The sequence below is a fragment of the Streptomyces sp. NPDC005492 genome (assembly GCF_040605995.1).
GTDB lineage: Bacteria > Actinomycetota > Actinomycetes > Streptomycetales > Streptomycetaceae > Streptomyces.
In genome coordinates, this window is the sequence record NZ_JBEXDX010000001.1 from 173,470 (window position 1) to 189,649 (window position 16,180).

At 70.8% G+C, this 16,180-nt stretch carries 14 protein-coding genes; 6 read left to right on the forward strand and 8 right to left on the reverse strand.

Annotated elements, in window-relative coordinates:
* Positions 1–54: 54 nt before the first annotated feature.
* Genes ABZT04_RS00890 through ABZT04_RS00915 form a run of 6 tightly spaced genes read right to left on the reverse strand, consistent with a single transcriptional unit; the run spans position 55 to position 5,601 of the window.
* Positions 55–1,272 carry a cytochrome P450 gene (locus ABZT04_RS00890; protein ID WP_356051347.1) on the reverse strand — a complete coding sequence of 406 codons (1,218 nt, stop codon included), beginning with the start codon at positions 1,270–1,272 and terminating at the stop codon, positions 55–57.
* Positions 1,269–2,501, reverse strand: a complete 1,233-nt coding sequence (locus tag ABZT04_RS00895; protein ID WP_356051349.1) for a cytochrome P450 — start codon at positions 2,499–2,501, stop codon at positions 1,269–1,271. Before ABZT04_RS00895 ends, ABZT04_RS00890 begins: the two co-directional genes overlap by 4 nt.
* Positions 2,498–3,139, reverse strand: coding sequence for an ATP/GTP-binding protein (locus ABZT04_RS00900; protein ID WP_356051351.1), 642 nt, complete (start codon positions 3,137–3,139; stop codon positions 2,498–2,500). The genes ABZT04_RS00895 and ABZT04_RS00900 overlap by 4 nt, the downstream gene beginning before the upstream one ends.
* A complete protein-coding gene (locus tag ABZT04_RS00905) occupies positions 3,120–3,464 on the reverse strand; it encodes a DUF742 domain-containing protein (RefSeq protein WP_356051353.1) in 345 nt (114 codons plus the stop codon). The genes ABZT04_RS00900 and ABZT04_RS00905 overlap by 20 nt, the downstream gene beginning before the upstream one ends.
* On the reverse strand, positions 3,461–3,868 hold the full coding sequence (locus tag ABZT04_RS00910; RefSeq protein ID WP_356051355.1) for a roadblock/LC7 domain-containing protein: 408 nt from the start codon (positions 3,866–3,868) through the stop codon (positions 3,461–3,463). Before ABZT04_RS00910 ends, ABZT04_RS00905 begins: the two co-directional genes overlap by 4 nt.
* Positions 3,865–5,601, reverse strand: a complete 1,737-nt coding sequence (locus ABZT04_RS00915; RefSeq protein WP_356051356.1) for an ATP-binding protein — start codon at positions 5,599–5,601, stop codon at positions 3,865–3,867. Before ABZT04_RS00915 ends, ABZT04_RS00910 begins: the two co-directional genes overlap by 4 nt.
* A gap of 243 nt (positions 5,602–5,844) precedes the next feature.
* On the opposite strand from ABZT04_RS00915, the gene ABZT04_RS00920 reads away from it, so the two are divergent.
* From ABZT04_RS00920 to ABZT04_RS00945, 6 genes are all read left to right on the forward strand, one after another.
* Positions 5,845–8,706, forward strand: coding sequence for an FAD-binding and (Fe-S)-binding domain-containing protein (locus ABZT04_RS00920; protein WP_356051357.1), 2,862 nt, complete (start codon positions 5,845–5,847; stop codon positions 8,704–8,706).
* Entirely contained in the window at positions 8,703–9,464 is a 762-nt protein-coding gene (locus ABZT04_RS00925; RefSeq protein ID WP_356051358.1) for a metallophosphoesterase family protein, read from the forward strand. The genes ABZT04_RS00920 and ABZT04_RS00925 overlap by 4 nt, the downstream gene beginning before the upstream one ends.
* Before the next feature lie 53 nt (positions 9,465–9,517).
* Positions 9,518–10,645 (forward strand): peptidoglycan bridge formation glycyltransferase FemA/FemB family protein, encoded by a 1,128-nt coding sequence (locus tag ABZT04_RS00930; RefSeq protein WP_356051359.1) that lies wholly within the window; start codon positions 9,518–9,520, stop codon positions 10,643–10,645.
* Positions 10,646–10,902: 257 nt separating this feature from the next.
* Positions 10,903–11,037: a hypothetical protein gene (locus tag ABZT04_RS00935; protein ID WP_356051360.1), complete on the forward strand. Its 135-nt coding sequence runs from the start codon at positions 10,903–10,905 to the stop codon at positions 11,035–11,037.
* A gap of 110 nt (positions 11,038–11,147) precedes the next feature.
* Positions 11,148–13,211 carry an ABC transporter ATP-binding protein gene (locus ABZT04_RS00940; protein WP_356052108.1) on the forward strand — a complete coding sequence of 688 codons (2,064 nt, stop codon included), beginning with the start codon at positions 11,148–11,150 and terminating at the stop codon, positions 13,209–13,211.
* A 176-nt stretch (positions 13,212–13,387) separates the two neighbouring features.
* Positions 13,388–14,284, forward strand: coding sequence for an EamA family transporter (locus ABZT04_RS00945; protein ID WP_356052110.1), 897 nt, complete (start codon positions 13,388–13,390; stop codon positions 14,282–14,284).
* Between the two features lie 7 nt (positions 14,285–14,291).
* Here the strand turns inward: ABZT04_RS00945 and ABZT04_RS00950 are convergent, their stop codons facing one another.
* Together ABZT04_RS00950 and ABZT04_RS00955 are read right to left on the reverse strand one after the other, a co-directional pair.
* A complete protein-coding gene (locus tag ABZT04_RS00950) occupies positions 14,292–14,423 on the reverse strand; it encodes a hypothetical protein (protein ID WP_356051361.1) in 132 nt (43 codons plus the stop codon).
* 162 nt (positions 14,424–14,585) lie between these two features.
* The gene (locus ABZT04_RS00955) at positions 14,586–16,052 is read right to left on the reverse strand and encodes an MFS transporter (protein ID WP_356051364.1); all 1,467 of its coding nucleotides are present in this window, start codon (positions 16,050–16,052) and stop codon (positions 14,586–14,588) included.
* Between the last annotated feature and the right edge of the window lie 128 nt (positions 16,053–16,180).

The following is a 16,180-nucleotide window of genomic DNA, read 5'->3' on the forward strand; positions in this document are numbered from 1 at the left end:
GGAAACGCGTCCGTTCGATGAGACGGACCCTCCGGCCCGTGGACACGGAGTGATCTACGACGCCGTGAGCTTCACCGGCAGCTCGTAGATGTCGTTCTGTGTCACCACCGGCTTGTTGCGCAGCTCGCTCGCCGGGACCGCCAGATCCAGGTGCGGGAAGCGCTCGTAGAGGGCCGGGAGGGCCACGCCCGCCTCCAGGCGGGAGAGGGCCGCGCCGGGGCAGACGTGCGGGCCGTGGCCGAAGGAGATGTGGCGGTTGTCGCTGGTGCGGGTGATGTCGAACTCGCCGGCCGTCGGGCCGTGGGCCTGCTCGTCGCGACCGATCGCGGCGTACGACACGATCAGCGCGTCGCCCGCCGGGAGGACCTTGTCGCCGACCTGGACGTCCTGTGTGGCGAAGCGGATCAGGACGTGCGAGGTGGGCGTGGAGTGGCGCAGGGTCTCCTCGATCACCGAGGACCAGTCGGCCTCGCCGGCCAGGACCAGGGCACGCTGGACGGGGTGCGTCGAGAGGTTGACGACCGCGTTGACGATCAGCGAGATCGTCGTCTCGTGGCCCGCCGCGACCATCAACTGGAGCGTGGAGACGATCTCCTCGTCGGTGAGGTGGTCGCCGTTCTCGGAGGCCGCGATCAGCGCGGAGGTCAGGTCGTCGCCGGGCTCGGCGCGTTTGGCCGCGACCGTCTCGGCCATGATGCCCGCGAGTTCCGTGAGGGTGGCGATGACCTCGGCCGGCGGGGTCTGCGTCGAGAAGAACTTCTCGAACAGCTCCTTCAGACGCGGGAGTTTGGCCTCCGCTATGCCCATCAGGTCGGCGATCACGTACATGGGCAGCGGGTAGGCGAACGCCGCCTTCAGGTCGACCTCGTCGGCCTCGTCGCCCTGGATGCCGTCGAGCAGGCCCTCCGTCAGCTTCGCGATCCGCTCCCGCATCTGCTCCACCCGGCGCGGGGTGAGCGCCTGCGCGACCAGCGTGCGCATCCTGCGGTGGTCGGCGCCGTCCACGGTCAGCATGGAACGGCCGGGGTTGGCGAGTCCGATCAGCGGCCAGTCCGCGGGGATCTCGCCGCGCTGCCAGGCGCCCCAGACGTTGATGTCCTTCACCAGCCGCGGGTCCGTGAGGAGTTGCTTCGCCTCGGCATGGTGCGTCACCGCCCATACGGGGACCCCGCCGGGCAGTTCCACGGCGGCCAGCGGACCGGCCTCCCGCAGCCTGGCGCTCTCGCCGTCCAGGTCGCCGACGAACGGGTCGAGGACTATGCGCGTGCTCATACGGGGGTGCCTCCAAGGGCAGGGGTCGGAGAGAACCGCACTGGCAACTCGGTCAGGCCTCGCAACCACGGCGACGGCCGACGGGTCAGGGACTCCGCGGGGACCGCCAGGTCGATGTCGGGGAGCCGGTCCAGTACGACCTCGATGCCCGTCCGCGCGATGACCTCGGCGACCTCCTGCGCGGGGAACGGGCACCGGTGCTCGCCGTGCCCGAAGGAGAAGTGCGCGTTGTTGCCGCCGGTGAGCGCGGAGTGGTCGGTGCGAACCTGGGGGTCGGAGTTGGCGCCCTGGAGGCCGAGGAGCAGCAGGTCGCCGGTGCGGATGCGACGGCCGCCGAGCTGGGTGTCGCGGGAGGCCCAGCGCCCGGCCACGTTCTGGGTCGGGGTGTCCTCCCACAGCACCTCGTTCATCGCCTCGGCGACACTGTTGCGGCCGCCGAACAGCGAGGCCGCGAACCGGTCGTCGGTCAGCATCAGGCGCAGCGAGTTGCCGATCCAGTCGGCGGTCGGCTGGTGGCCCGCCGCCATCATCACCATCAGGTCCTGGGCGATCTCCACGTCGGAGAAGCCGGTGGCGTGCGTGAGCATGCGCGAGACGACGTCGTCGGCGGGCGCGGCCTTCCGGTCGGCCAGCAACTGCCCCATGGAGGAGGCCAGATGGGTCTGGCCGGCTATCGCCCGTTCACGGCCGTCGATCATGTCGTTCAACGCGGTCACCAGGTCCGGACCCTGCTCGTCCGCGAAGCCGTAGAGCCGGGCCAGGACGCGTACCGGCAGCAGCATCGCGTAGTCGCCGACGATGTCCGCCTCGCCCTTGGCGCAGATCCCGTCGATCAGCTCGTCCGCGAACTTCTCGGCGTACGAACGCAGTTCGGACGGGTCTACGGCCTCCAGCGCGTCGCTGATCATGCCGACGCGGTCGCGGTGGCGCTCGCCGACCGTGTAGAGGATCGACGGCTGCTTGCGGCCGATCATCGGGAGCAGCGGCCAGTCGTCGGGGATGCGCTCCCACTGGTTCCACAGGTCCGAGTCACGGCTGAACAGGACCGGATCGCCGGTGACTTGGTGCAGCTCGCGGTAGCCGAGCACCAGCCAGGCCGGGACGTCGCCGTCGAGCACCACCGGGGTCACGGCGCCGTGCTCGCGCCGCATCTCCCGGTACAGCCGCGCCGGTTCGGTCTGGAACCTGGGGCCACTCAGCGGTACGGGCGCGGGGGTGGGCGCGGTCACAGGGCCAACTCCTGGTGAGGGGCGGGGGCTTTGGGGGCTTGGGCGTCGTAGCGACCGCTGTACTGGTTCCTGACATGCTCGACGAGCGTGATCAGGACCTGCTTCGCGGACGCGCGGGAGCGGGCGTCGCAGTCCAGGAGCGGGACGTGCGGGTCGAGGTCGAGGGCCTCGCGGATCTGCTGTGGGGCGTAGGCGGGGCCGCCGAAGTCGTTGCAGGCCACGATGAACGGCGTGCCATGGTGTTCGAGGCGGTCGATGGCGTACCAGGAGTCGTCGATCCGGCGGGTGTCGACGAGGACGACCGCGCCGAGCGTCCCGGAGAACAGCCGGTCCCACAGGAACCAGAACCGCTGCTGGCCGGGGGCACCGAACAGGTACAGCACATTGCGGGCGTCGAGCGTGATGCGGCCGAAGTCGAAGGCGACGGTGGTCGCGGACTTGCCGCGCACCTCGCTGATGTCGTCGACGGCCTCGCCGGCCTTCGTCATCGTCTCCTCGGTGTTGAGGGGACGTATCTCGCTGACCGAGCGGACCAGCGTGGTCTTGCCGACGCCGAAGCCGCCCACGACCACGATCTTCAGGCCGTTGTCGGCGGAGGCACCCAGCGGGGTGCGCGCGTCAGAGGTTGCGGAGTCCAACGAGCACCTGTTCCAGGACGTCGGGATCGAGAACCGTCTCGCGCGGGTGCCGGGCGCTGACCCGGCCGGCCGCGAGAAGGTCGGAGAGGAGAATCTTGGTGATGCTCACCGGGAGCTTCAGTTCGGCCGCCAACTCCACCACTGACGTGGGGTGTTCGGTGATCCGCAGGATCGCCGCATGCTCCGACTGCATACCGGTCACCGGATCGCACTCGGCGACCACGAGGGTCACCAGGTCGAACGGGCTGTCCGGTGCGGAACGGGCGCGGCCTCCGGTGAGCGTGTAGAGGCGGTCGGGTGAGTCGTCCCTGCCGGGGCGGCTCATGACGTGCGGGGTTCCGCGCGCAGGTGTTCGCCGAGCTGTTCGACCAGCTCGCTCATGTTGTGCCCGATCAGACCCGCGTCCGCGTCCTCCGTGGTGACGAGGGCCAGGTGGGCGCCCTCGCCCGCCTCGACGATGAACAGCACTCCGCCGTAGAACTCGGTCATCGCGGAGCGCACACCCCCGCTGCCGTCCCCGAACTCCACGGACGCGCCGTGCGACAGCGACTGGATTCCGGCGGCGATCGCGGCGAGCTGGTCGGCCTGGTCGACGGAGAGTTCCGGCGTCCGGCACAGCTTCAGGCCGTCCCGGGACAGCACGAGCGCGTGCCGCGCGCCCGGGGTGCGCTCCAGGAGGCCCTCGATGAGCCAGGTGAGCTTCTCGTCGGCGGTGGTCGAGCCGGTCATGAGGTGGGGTTGCCTTCCGCGTGCGGGTGGGAGGGGGAGGAGACGGCCGATTCGGGCTCTGCCGACTCGGGTTCGGGCGTGAGCTGTTCGGACATCGCGCCGCGTACGGCCTGCCGGAAGCTGTTGAAGCGGGCGGCGCGGGCGAGGGTGTCGTCGGCCGAGGGCGCGGGGCGCGGCTCGGGGGCCGTGGCCTCCACGCGCGCGCGTGACCGCTCGGCCTGCGCGAGCGCCTGACCCCGGCGCCGCCTGGGCAGCCCGTCGGGCAGCCCGTCGGGCAGGCCGGCCGCCGTGTCCGGCACCGGCTCGGGCCGGGCGCCCCGGTCCGCCGACTCGTGCGTGGGGACCGGATCCGGGTCCAGATCGTCGAGGGTGCGCCCGGCGGCGTACGACATCCACGGCTTCTCTGACTTCTCTGGCTTCCCTGGCTCCTCTACGGCGACGGGCTCGGAAACCGCCTCCTGCACCGGCACCGGCACCGACGCGGCCGGGGGCTCGGGGAGCGCGAGGGACACCTGCGGTGCCACCGGGGTGTCCTGGGGCACCAGGATGTCCTGCGGTACGAGCATCAGGACGCCCGTGCCGCCCCGCGCGGAGGGCCGGTACGACACCTTCAGGCCGTACTTGCGGGCCAGCCGGCCGACGACCGCGAGGCCCAGCCGGGTGCCGGTGAGGCCGCCCAGTTCGGCGGAGTCGCCGCTCACCGCCCGTTCGGCGCGGCGCAGTTGGATGTCGCCCATGACCAGACCGCTGTCCTCGACGGAGACGATGACCCCGGCCGGCACCTCCTCGACGTACACATGCACTTCGGCGCTCGGCGGCGAGAAGTTCGCGGCGTTGTCGAGGAGTTCGGCGAGCGCGTGCATCACGCCCTCGGCTGCGTGCCCGGCGACGGCGGCATCGCTCGCGGAGTGCACGCGCACCCGCTGGTAGCCGCTGATCCGGCCCATCGCACCGCGCAGGATCGACTCCATGGCGATCGGACGGGCCCAACGGCGGCCGGAGCGGGCGCCCGTGAGCACGGCGACGGAGTCGGCCAGCCGGCCCGCCTGTGCGGTGCGGTGGTCGAGATGGAGCAGGTCGGCGAGGACGTCCTCGTCGGAGTGCCGTTCCTCCATGCCCCGCAGGTCGGCGAGCATGCCGGTGGCCAACGCCTGCATCCGGCCCGCCGCGTTGGCGGTCGCGGAGAGCGCGGCGGCACGGTCCTGGGCGTCCCGGCGGGCCCGCTCGGACAACTGCTTGTTCTCGGCGGTGAGTCGGGCGCGTTCCTCGGCGTTCTCCTCGGTGAGGCGGGTGCGCTCCTGAGCGAAGGAGGTGGTGAGCCGCGTGCGCTCCTGGGCGAACTCGGAGATCAACCTGGCGCGTTCCTGCGAGAGTTCGGCCGTCAGCCGGGCCCGCTCGTGGGTCAGCTCCTCGGTCAGTTGCACGCGCTCCCGGTCCAACTCCGTGCTCAGCCGGGCCCGTTCTTGCAACAGTCGCCCGGCGTCCAGGGTGACGGCCTCCAGCCGGCGGCGGGTGATCCGGGCCGTCTGATAGGCGTGCGCGGCGATCGCGACGGCCGCGCACAGCAGCAGCGCGGCGGCGCCCGCACCGCAGGCGAGCGGGAGACGCTTCGCGGCCGGTGTCACATAGACCGCGCCGGCGACCGCGAGTCCGGCCAGTACGGCGGTGAACAGCGGGGCGGGGGCGACGGTGCGGAAGGTGGGTCGTTCGCCGGGAAGTATGGGGGCGGTCATGAAGGGGGTCCTCGGTCGGGTCCTCGGGCGTCTTGGGGCGTGTCCTCGGGGGGTGCTCGTCGGGTTCCTGGGCGAGAAGCGACACCGGTGCTCAACTGACGGTCACTATATGAGAGTTAGTGATCGAACTGGGTAGGTTCTGGATGCGTTTACGGAATCCGTGCGTCGGCGGTACGAAGTTTTCCGGAACGATTCCCCGAACGCCGGGCCGTCACTGTCAGTGGTCGGGTGCATGCTGGGGGCATGGCGGACCTTCAGGCGGAGCTGCGGAGGACGGTCCGGGGCGAGGTCGGTTTCGACATCACGTCCCGGGCGCTGATGACCATGGACGCGTCCAACTACCGGCGCGTCCCGCTGGGCGTCGTCGCGCCCCGTGACGCCGACGACGTGGCGGCGACGCTCGCGGCCTGCCGGGCGCACGGGGTGCCGGTCGTGGCCCGCGGCGGCGGCACCTCGATCGCCGGCCAGGCGACCGGCACGGGCGTGGTCCTCGACTTCACCCGCCATATGAACGGCCTGGTGGCCCTCGACCCCGCCTCCCGTACGGCGGTCGTCCAGCCCGGCCTGGTCCTCGACCGCCTCCAACAGGCCGCCGCCGCCCATGGGTTGCGCTTCGGCCCCGACCCCTCCACCCACAGCCGCTGCACCCTCGGCGGCATGATCGGCAACAACTCCTGCGGCTCACATTCGGTCGCCTGGGGCACGACGGCGGACAGCGTGCGCGAGCTGTCGGTACTCACGGCGCGCGGCGACCGCTTGAGGCTCGGCCGCGACTGGTCCGGCGCCCCGGAGGGCCTACAGGCCCTGGTGCAGGGCGAGTTGGCCCGCCTGCGCACCGGCTTCCCCGACCTCCCCCGCCGTATCTCGGGCTACGCACTCGACGCCCTCCTCCCCGAGAAGGGCGCGGACGTCGCCCGCTCCTTCTGCGGCAGCGAGGGCACCCTGGGCATCCTCACGGAGGCGGTCGTACGACTCGTCGAGGCACCCCGCGCGCGTGCCCTCGCCGTGCTGGCGTACGCCGACGAGAGCGCGGCGGCGGAGGCGGCGGCCGGCCTGCTGCCCTTCGCGCCGCTCACCGTCGAGGGCATGGCGGCCGACCTGGTGCGCGCCACCGCGGACCTGCCCCGGGGCGGCGCCTGGCTGTTCGTGGAGACGGGCGGCGACACGGCGGCGGAGGCACAGGCGCGTGCGGAGACGATCGTCCGCGCGGCCGACGTCCTCGACTCCTTGGTGGTGACAGACCCCGCGGGCCAGCAGGCCTTGTGGCGGATCCGCGAGGACGCGAGCGGTACGGCGACCCGGATGCCGGACGGAGCGGAGGCCTGGCCCGGCTGGGAGGACTGCGCGGTACCGCCGGCCCGACTCGGCGCGTATCTACGGGACTTCAGAAGGTTGCTGGTCGACCACGGCCTGCGCGGCACCCCGTACGGCCACTTCGGCGACGGCTGCATCCACGTCCGCATCGACTTCGACCTGATCACTCAGGAGGGAGTGGCCCGCTTCCGTCGCTTCTCGGAGGAGCTGGCCGAGCTGGTGGTGGCACACGGCGGCTCGCTCTCCGGCGAACACGGGGACGGCCAGGCACGCGCGGAGTTGCTGCCGAAGATGTACGGCGACGAGATGGTGGCCCTCTTCGAGCGCACCAAGGCCCTCTGGGACCCGGACGACCTCCTCAACCCCGGGATGCTGGTCCGCCCGGCGCCCCTCGACACGAACCTCCGCTTCTCCTCCCTGCCCCGCGAGCCGGTGGACGTGATGTTCGGCTACCTGTCCGACGGCGGGGACTTCGCGGCGGCGGTACGGCGGTGCGTGGGCGTGGCCAAGTGCCGTACCCACGAATCCTCCGGGTCCTCGGTGATGTGCCCGTCGTTCCGGGCGACCGGCGAGGAGGCGCACTCCACGCGCGGGCGGGCCCGGCTGCTGCACGAGATGCTCGCGGGCGAACTGGTCACCGACGGCTGGCGGTCGACGGAGGTCCGGGACGCGCTGGACCTGTGCTTGTCCTGCAAGGGCTGCCGCACGGACTGCCCGGTCGGCGTCGACATGGCCACGTACAAGGCGGAGTTCCTGCACCACCACTACGAGGGCCGCCGCCGACCGGCCGCCCACTACACGATGGGGTGGCTGCCGCGCTGGCTGCGACTGGTGGCCCGCACGCGCACGGCGTGGCTGGTCAACTTCCTTGCTTCTGTACGGCCGTTGGCGGCGGTCGGAAAATGGCTGGGCGGGATCGCGGGGGAGCGGGGGATCCCGCGGGTGGCGGGGGTGCCGTTCGTCCGGGCATGGCGGCGGAAGGTCATGGCGAAGTCACGGCGGAACACGCACGACGGAGTGGAGTACGAGGAGACGCCCGCCCGGGGCCGTGTCTACCTGTGGCCGGATACCTTCACGGAGCACCTCTCACCGGCTGTCGGCCACGCGGCCGTACGGGTTCTGGAGGCGGCCGGATTGGGTGTGCTCCCGGTCCAGCCGGCGATGATGGGCAAGCCCGTCTGCTGTGGACTGACCTATGTGTCGACAGGCCAACTGGAGCGCGCCCGCGAGGTGATGCGCCGCACGCTGGACGGTTTGGGCCTGTTGGTGAGCCCCATGGGGGAGGGCGCCCGGCCCGTCGTGGTCCTGGAACCGAGCTGCGCGGCAGCCCTCCGCACCGACCTCCCCGAACTCCTCCCCGACGACCCCCGAGCCGCCCGCCTCGCGGCCTCCGTCCTCACCTTCGCCGAAGCCCTGGACCGCCTCGCCGCCCCCGACTGGACCCCACCCCGCATCAACCGCCCGGTCACCGGCCAGACCCACTGCCACCAGCACGCGGTACTCGGCGACGCCCCCGACCGCCGCCTCCGCGCCGCAGCCGGCCTGACCGGCGAACTGGCCGGCGGCTGCTGCGGGTTGGCGGGCAACTTCGGTTTCGAGAAGGGGCACTACGAGGTGTCGGCGGCCTGCGCGGAGGAACAACTGCTGCCGGCGGTGCGGGAAGCGCCGGAGGGGGCGGTCGTGTTGGCGGACGGCTTCTCGTGCCGGACGCAGTTGGAGCAGATGGCGGGGGTGCGGGGGCGGCATCTTGCGGAGGTCCTCGCGGACGCGTTGGACGGGGAAGGGAAGTGACGTACGAACTGGGCCGGGTGGCCGTCCTCTCCGACATCCACGGAGTGCTCCCCGCCCTGGAAGCGGTCCTCGCCGAACCCGAAGTGACCGCCGCCGACCGCGTCGTCCTCACCGGCGACATCACGGCAGGCCCCCAACCGGTTGAAGTCGTCGACCTGTTGCGCGAACAGGGCGAGCGGGTTTTGTGGATCTCGGGGAACGCTGACCGCGAACTGGTCGAGTACCGCAGAGGCGAACGCGACACCATCCCCGACCCGATCGCCCCCTACGCGGCGACCGCCCTCCGCCCCGACCAGATCGACTTCCTGGCCCGCCTCCCCACCACCCTGACCCTCCCCGTCCACGGCCTTGGCAGAGTCCTCTTCTGCCACGCCACACCCCGGGACGACGAGGAGGTGGTCCTCGTCGACTCCCGCCCCGCCCGCTGGACGGAGGTCCTCACCGGCCTCGACGACTCGATCCGCACAGTGGTCTGCGGCCACACCCACATGCCGTACGTCCGCCTCGCCCACGGCCGCCTGATCGTCAACCCGGGAAGCGTCGGCATGCCGTACGGCCGCCCCGGCGCCCACTGGTGCCTGCTGGGCCCCGGCACGGACCTCCGCGTCACGCCGTACGACATCCCGACGGCAATCGCCCGCCTCACCCGCGAGTCCGGCTACCCGGAGATCGCCGAGTGGGCCGACTACTTCCTCAACGCCCGGGCGTCGGACACGGAGGCATTGGGGGTGTTCGGGGCGCGGGACGGGCGGGGCTGACTGCCTAGGCTGGCCGTTCGACCACGGTTTCGACCCGCCAGGGAGTCCCGCGTATGACGAACCTCAGCGTCCGCCCCATCACCCCCGCCGAGCACCTCGCGTTCATCGCGACCCGCCCCTCCGCCAGCCACATGCAGGTGCCCTCCTGGGGTGAGGTGAAGCCCGACTGGCGGGCGGAGAGTCTGGGGTGGTTCGAGGGGGAGGGCGGGCCGCTGGTCGGGGTGGGGCTGGTGCTGTATCGGCCCGTGCCCAAGTTGAAGAAGTACCTCGCCTATCTGCCCGAGGGGCCGGTCATCGACTGGGACGCCGCCGACCTCGACCGCTGGCTCGACCCGATGCTCGCCCATCTCAAGTCGCAGGGTGCGTTCACGGTGAAGATGGGGCCGCCCGTCGTCGTACGCCGGTGGAGCGCGGACGCGGTGAAGGCGGCGATCGCCGACCCGGACGCGCGCCGTCTGCGGGACGCGGAGGCGACGTCGTACGAACCGCGCGCCTATGAGATCGCCGACCGCCTGCGCCGCGCGGGCTGGCAGCAGACGGAGCCGGGAGGGGAGGACGGGTTCGCGGCGGGGCAGCCGCGCTATGTGTTCCAAGTGCCGTTCGCCGGACGGTCGTTGGAGGACATCCACGCCGGTCTCAACCAGCAGTGGCGCCGTAACATCAAGAAGGCCGAGAAGGCCGGGGTGAAGGTGGTCCAGGGCGGCTACGACGAACTGCCCGCCTTCTACGAGCTCTACGCCGAGACGGCCGAGCGCGACCGCTTCATCCCGCGCCCCCTCCCCTACTTCCAGCGCATGTGGACCGCCCTCACCACCGAACACCCCGACCGCATGCGCCTCTACCTCGCCCACCACGACGGCGACATCCTCGCCGCGGCCACCATGCTGACCGTCGGACAGCACGTCTGGTACTCGTACGGCGCCTCCACCAGCCGCCGCCGCGAGGTGCAGCCCAACAACGCCATGCAGTGGCGCATGATGACCGACGCCCACCAACTGGGCGCCGCCGTATACGACTTCAGAGGCATCACCGACACCCTGGAGGAGTCCAACCACCTGCTGGGGCTGCTGCGTTTCAAGGCCGGCACGGGTGGAGAGGCCGTCGAGTACCTGGGGGAGTGGGACTTCCCCCTCAACCGGCTGCTGCACAAGGCGCTGGACCTCTACATGGCGCGCCGTTGAGGCCCGGGCGGGGCGAAGTCTGAGAGCGGACCCACAGGTTCCTTAAGGCTGCTCTCAGGTTTATCAGAGAACTCTCAGGTTCGCGGACGTAACTCAGGATTCACAAAGGTATTCACAGCACCTGCTTGCCGTTCGCTTGCCGACTTTGCTGCTTCTTGGCTTCGGTGGCGTGTAAGTTCATCCGTGTCGGGAATTCCCCGGGCGGTAAAACGCTCGACTTTGACGCACAATTCACTGCTCAACCCAAGGAGTTCGGCATGAGCCTCAAGAAGCTCGCCCCGCTGCCCCCCAAGCCCAAGTCGAAGCAGCTCCCCCCGCCGCCGCCCCCGAAGCCCCGCAAGAAGCACCAGCCGAAGCCGCTGCCGAAGCCGCTGCCCGGCCAGGACAGCTGAACCGGCAGTAGAAGAGGGCCGACCCACGCAGTCGGCCCTCTTTTCTTTCCCGAATTCGAAAATCCAAAAGAATTCTGATGACGGAAAGCGGAGGGGTTGTGGGCGAGGAAATGTACGTCGACGCGGACGGGGAAGACCTCGAATACGAGGACGACGAAACCCCCACCATTCCCGCCCGAGTCGCCTTCCGTCGGTTCTGGCCGCTCACCCGGGGTCTCAGACGCTGGCTGATCCTCGTCTGGGTGTGCACCGTCGTCGGCGCGCTCGCCGAGACCGAGGCCATCCTTCTCTTCAGCGACCTCACCGACCGCGCCCTGGCCAAAGGTTCCCTGAGCGCCTTCTGGAGCCCCGCCGTCAAGTGGCTCGCCGTCGCGATCACCGGCGCGTTCGTCTCGTACGCCGGCAACTCCCTTGCCGCATGGGCCACCGAACGCTTCGTGATGAGACTGCGTGAGCATGTCTTCGACCACGTACAGCAGTTGCCCCCGCACTTCTTCCAACGGCACCGCCAGGGCGACCTGTTGTCCCGCCTGACCGGCGACGTCGAGGCGATCGAGACCCTCGTCGTGTCCGGCGTCGTGGGCACCGCCTCCGCGATCTTCTCCGCCCTCTTCTACGCCGCCGCCGCGTTCTGGCTCCGCTGGGACCTGGCCGCCGCCACCTTCGTCCTCGCCCCCCTCTTCTGGCTGGCGGCCCGCCGTTTCTCCGGCTCCATCAAGGACGTCTCCCGCGAGGGCCGGGTCGCCGACGGCGCGATCACCTCCGTCGTCGAGGAGTCCCTCGGCAACATCGTCCTCACCCAGGCCTACGGTCGCCGCGACGCGGAACGCCGGCGCCTGAACGAGGAGGCCGGCGCCTGGTTCCGCGCCTCCGTCCGCTCCTCGCGGCTCAACGAGGCCTACGAACAACTCGTGGCGGTCATCGAGACCGTGTGCGTGCTCGCCGTCATCGGCATCGGCGCCTGGGAGATCTCCACCGGCCGCATGACCCTCGGCCAACTCCTCGCCTTCTCCGCCTTCTTGGGCTACCTCTACCCGCCCGTCCGGGGTCTGGCCCAACTCGGCCTGACCATCACCGCCGCGACCGCGGGCGCCGAGCGACTCATCGAGATCCTGGACGTACGCCCGTCCGTCGCCGACCCCGCCCGCGGCTCGGAGACCGGCCGCCCCGACGGCACGGTCGAACTCCGCGACGTCTCCTTCAGCTACCCGGGCGCCGACCGCGTCGCCCTGGAGGGCCTCTCCTTCACCGTCAACCCCGGCGAGCTGGTCATCGTCACCGGCCCCAGCGGCGCCGGCAAGTCCACAGTCTCCAAGATGCTGCTCCGCTTCTACGACCCCGACGCGGGCGAGGTGCTCCTCGACGGCGTCCCGCTGCGCGACCTCCCCCTCGCCCGCCTGCGCGAGTACGTCACCCTGCTCCCGCAGGAGACCCTCGTCCTGCACGACACCGTCCGCGCGAACATCGCCTGCGGCCGCCCCGGCGCCAGCGAACAGGCGATCGTGGACGCGGCGACGGCGGCCGACGCCCACGAGTTCATCCTGCGCCTGCCCGACGGCTACGACACGAAGGTCGACCCCAACTCGGCCCGCCTGTCCGGCGGTCAGCTCCAACGCCTCGCGATAGCGCGGGCGATCCTGCGCGACGCCCCGGTCCTGGTCCTCGACGAACCGACCACCGGGCTCGACTCGATGGCCGCCCGCCGGGTCGTGAAGCCGTTGCGGCGGCTGATGGCAGGCCGTACGACCATCATGATCACCCACGACCTCAACCTCGCCCCCGACGCCGACCGCATCCTGGTGGTGGACCGGGGCCGGATCGTGGAGACGGGCCGGCACGACGAGCTGATGGCGCGAGGCGGGGCGTACTCCCGTCTCCACCGCTCGCAGAACAACGCGATGATGGACACCGGGGAGTTGCGGTTGCCGTCGTTCGCGGAGGCGGGGGTGGGTGGAGTACCGGTGGTCGAGACCGCTGGTGTCTACGGCTACCAGGCGCAGCCCGGGTACTCCGCGCCGGCGCCCTTCGTCGAGAGCTGGGCCCCGCAGCAGCCCTACCAGGAGCCGACCTACCCCGAGGCGGAGTACTCCGATCCGCTCTTCGGGCCGATGCCCGACAGCCTCTCCGACGGCCGTCCGCTGTTCCGCGACGAGGTTCCTTGGGGCGGCATCTGAGCCACTGATCACCTCCGATCGCTTCAGGGACAGTTGCATAAAGGGTTCACACACCTGTCGAAGTCCATTACCATGGACTTCGCAGTCCACCGTGATGGACGACCCCGAGCAGAGCCCCTGGAAGCGCCGTGAGCATCCCCAGTACGTCGACCGCCAGCGCGTCGACCGCCGCCCCCGTGGCCACCACCCCGGGTGCCGCCACCCCGAGCCGATTCGGCCCGGTCGGTCTCGTGCTGGCCGGGGGTGTCTCCGTGCAGTTCGGCGGCGCGCTCGCGGTGACGTTGATGCCGAGGGTGGGCGCGCTGGGGGTGGTCTCCCTCCGCCTGCTGGTGGCGGCGATCGTCCTGGTGGTGTTCTGCCGTCCGGGCCTGCGCGGTCACTCACGCGCGGACTGGGGCACGGTCGTGGTCTTCGGCATCACGATGGCCGCGATGAACGGCCTCTTCTACCAGTCGCTGGCCCGCATCCCCCTGGGCCCGGCGGTGACTTTGGAGGTACTGGGCCCGCTCGCCCTCTCGGTCCTGACCTCCCGGCGCGCGCTGAACGCGGTGTGGGCGGGGCTCGCCCTGGCCGGCGTCTTCCTCCTCGGTGGCGGAGGCTTCAGCAGCCTGGACCCCATAGGTGTGGCCTTCGCCCTGGGCGCCGGCTCCATGTGGGCGACATACATAATCTTCAGCGCCCGTACAGGCCGCCGCTTCCCCCAGGCCGACGGCCTGGCGCTGGCGATGGTGGTCGCGGCGGTGGCGTTCTTGCCGCTGGGCATCGCGGAGTCGGGCACCAAACTCCTGAACCCGGTGACGATCGCCCTCGGCTCGTCGGTGGCCGTCCTCTCCTCCGTCCTCCCCTACACCCTCGAACTCCTGGCCCTCCGCCGACTCCCCGCCTCCACCTTCGCCATCCTGATGAGCCTGGAGCCGGCCATCGCGGCGACGGCAGGCTTCCTGATCCTCCACCAGGCACTCTCCGTCACCGAAGCGATGGCCATCGCCCTGGTGATCGGGGCGAGCATGGGCGCGGTGCGGACTCAGGTGGGGCGGGGGCGGGCGAAGGTAGGAGGACAGGAGGCGCCGTAGCCGACGGTCACCCGGCGTCGGCGGTGCCGCCGCCCGAGGTGGAGACCGGCGGGCGGTAACCGGTCTTCTCGCCGATGGAGTTGATCTCGGCGTTGGACCGTGAGTCTCCGGCGTGGTTGATCTGGTCGGTGCAGCTCACCCCGGACACCCGCCACGACAAACGACATCGGAACGCACGGCCTGGAGAGAACGCCCTGCCGTGAATCCGTGTCGGCCCACGGGCGCCCCACGCGATCCGGGCCGGCCGCACACAACGCGACCGACCCGGCGGCAACAGCACCAAGGAGAGACCCGAGCCGGGTCAGGTGACCGCCTGCCCCACAACCGTGTCGTCGAGCCGCCTGACCCGCGGCGCCAGCAGCACCAGCACCGCCCCCACCGCGCACAACCCGGAGATGAGCCACAGCCCGTTGGTGAACCCGGAGTCGAGATAGAACTGCGTGCCCTGCACCACCGCGCCGTGCCTGGCGATGACCACGAACACGAGCTGGATGAAGACGCCTTGGGCGACGCCCTGGATCAGGAACTGCGTGCCGTTGGCGAGCGCCTGCTCCTCCGGCGCCACCGTTCCGATGATCATGATCGGGGTGATGGCCATGACCAGCCCGACGCCGGGTCCGACGATCAGGCCCCATATCGCGAACTGCGGGACGGTCTCGTGGAGTTGGGAGCCCAGCCCGAATCCCACGGCGGTGAGGACGCCACCCGCGCCCAGCAGGATCCGGGTGTCGATGCGCCGCGCGAGCGCCCCGGCCAGCACGGCCATCAGGATGGTGGTCACGCTCATCGGCGCGAGCACCAGGGCGTTCTTCGTCGCCGACCAGCCCAGGCCGCCGGAGACGTGCGGGATCTTCGGCATCAGCGCCAGTAGTTGGATGAGCAGGCCCGAGGCCAGGATGGCTCCCGAGGACACCGCTGTGGCCAGCAGGACCGTCCACACCGGACGACGCGTCAGGATCGAGAGGGGGAGCAGCGGGTTGGCGACCCGGCTCTCGACGACCAGGAAGACGATCAGCGCCAGCAGCCCAACTCCTATGTAGGAGAGGAACTTTCCGCTGGCCCAGCCCCAGGTGGAGCCCTCGCCGATGCCGTAGACGATGGCCGTGAGGCCGCCGCCCAGCAGGAGGCCGCCGAGCCAGTCCATGCGGGTGCGCTCCTGGCGTACGGGGCTCTCCGGTACGAACGCGAGCAGCAGCGCCAGGCATACGACCGTGGAGATCACCATGAACCACAGCGCGCCCCGGAAGCCGTGGTCGTCGATGACCCACCCGGAGAGGAACGGACCGCCCAGGCCGACGAGTCCGACGCTGCCCCCGAGGAACCCGCTGGCGGGTCCGACCAGTCGGCGGGGGAACACGTCCCGGGCCATCGAGTAGGCGAGCGGCGCGGCCGGGCCGTAGATCCCGGCGATGCTACGGCCGACGAGGAGCGTCTCGTAGTTCGTGGAGAGGGCGGCGACCAGGTCACCGGCCAGGCCGCACACCGCGATGACGACCATGATCCGCTTCTTGCCGTACATCGCGGCGGCCTTCATGACGAAGGGCGTGGCGAAGGTGCCGACCAGCGCGGTGCTCAGCGTGAACCAGGCGATCTGGGTGGTGCGGTAGTGGATCGCGACCAGGGACTGGGCGTTGCCGGACAGCATGCTGACGATCGGCATCAGCGCGACGGCCCAGAGTAGGGAGAGGACGACGAGCGCATGGCGCACGCCGAGGCCGGACTCCTCCTCGGCCGCCGGTGGTGAGGTGCTGGTCTTCGTCTGGGACATGTGGGGGGTCTCGTCTCTTCCGTCCGAAATGGCGTGAGCATGACAAGATCAGGTGGGGGTGAAAAGGCGCGCTAGTAGAAAACACCCGGCATCGCGAAGGCCGCAAGGTGTGCGTTGTTACGACTGGG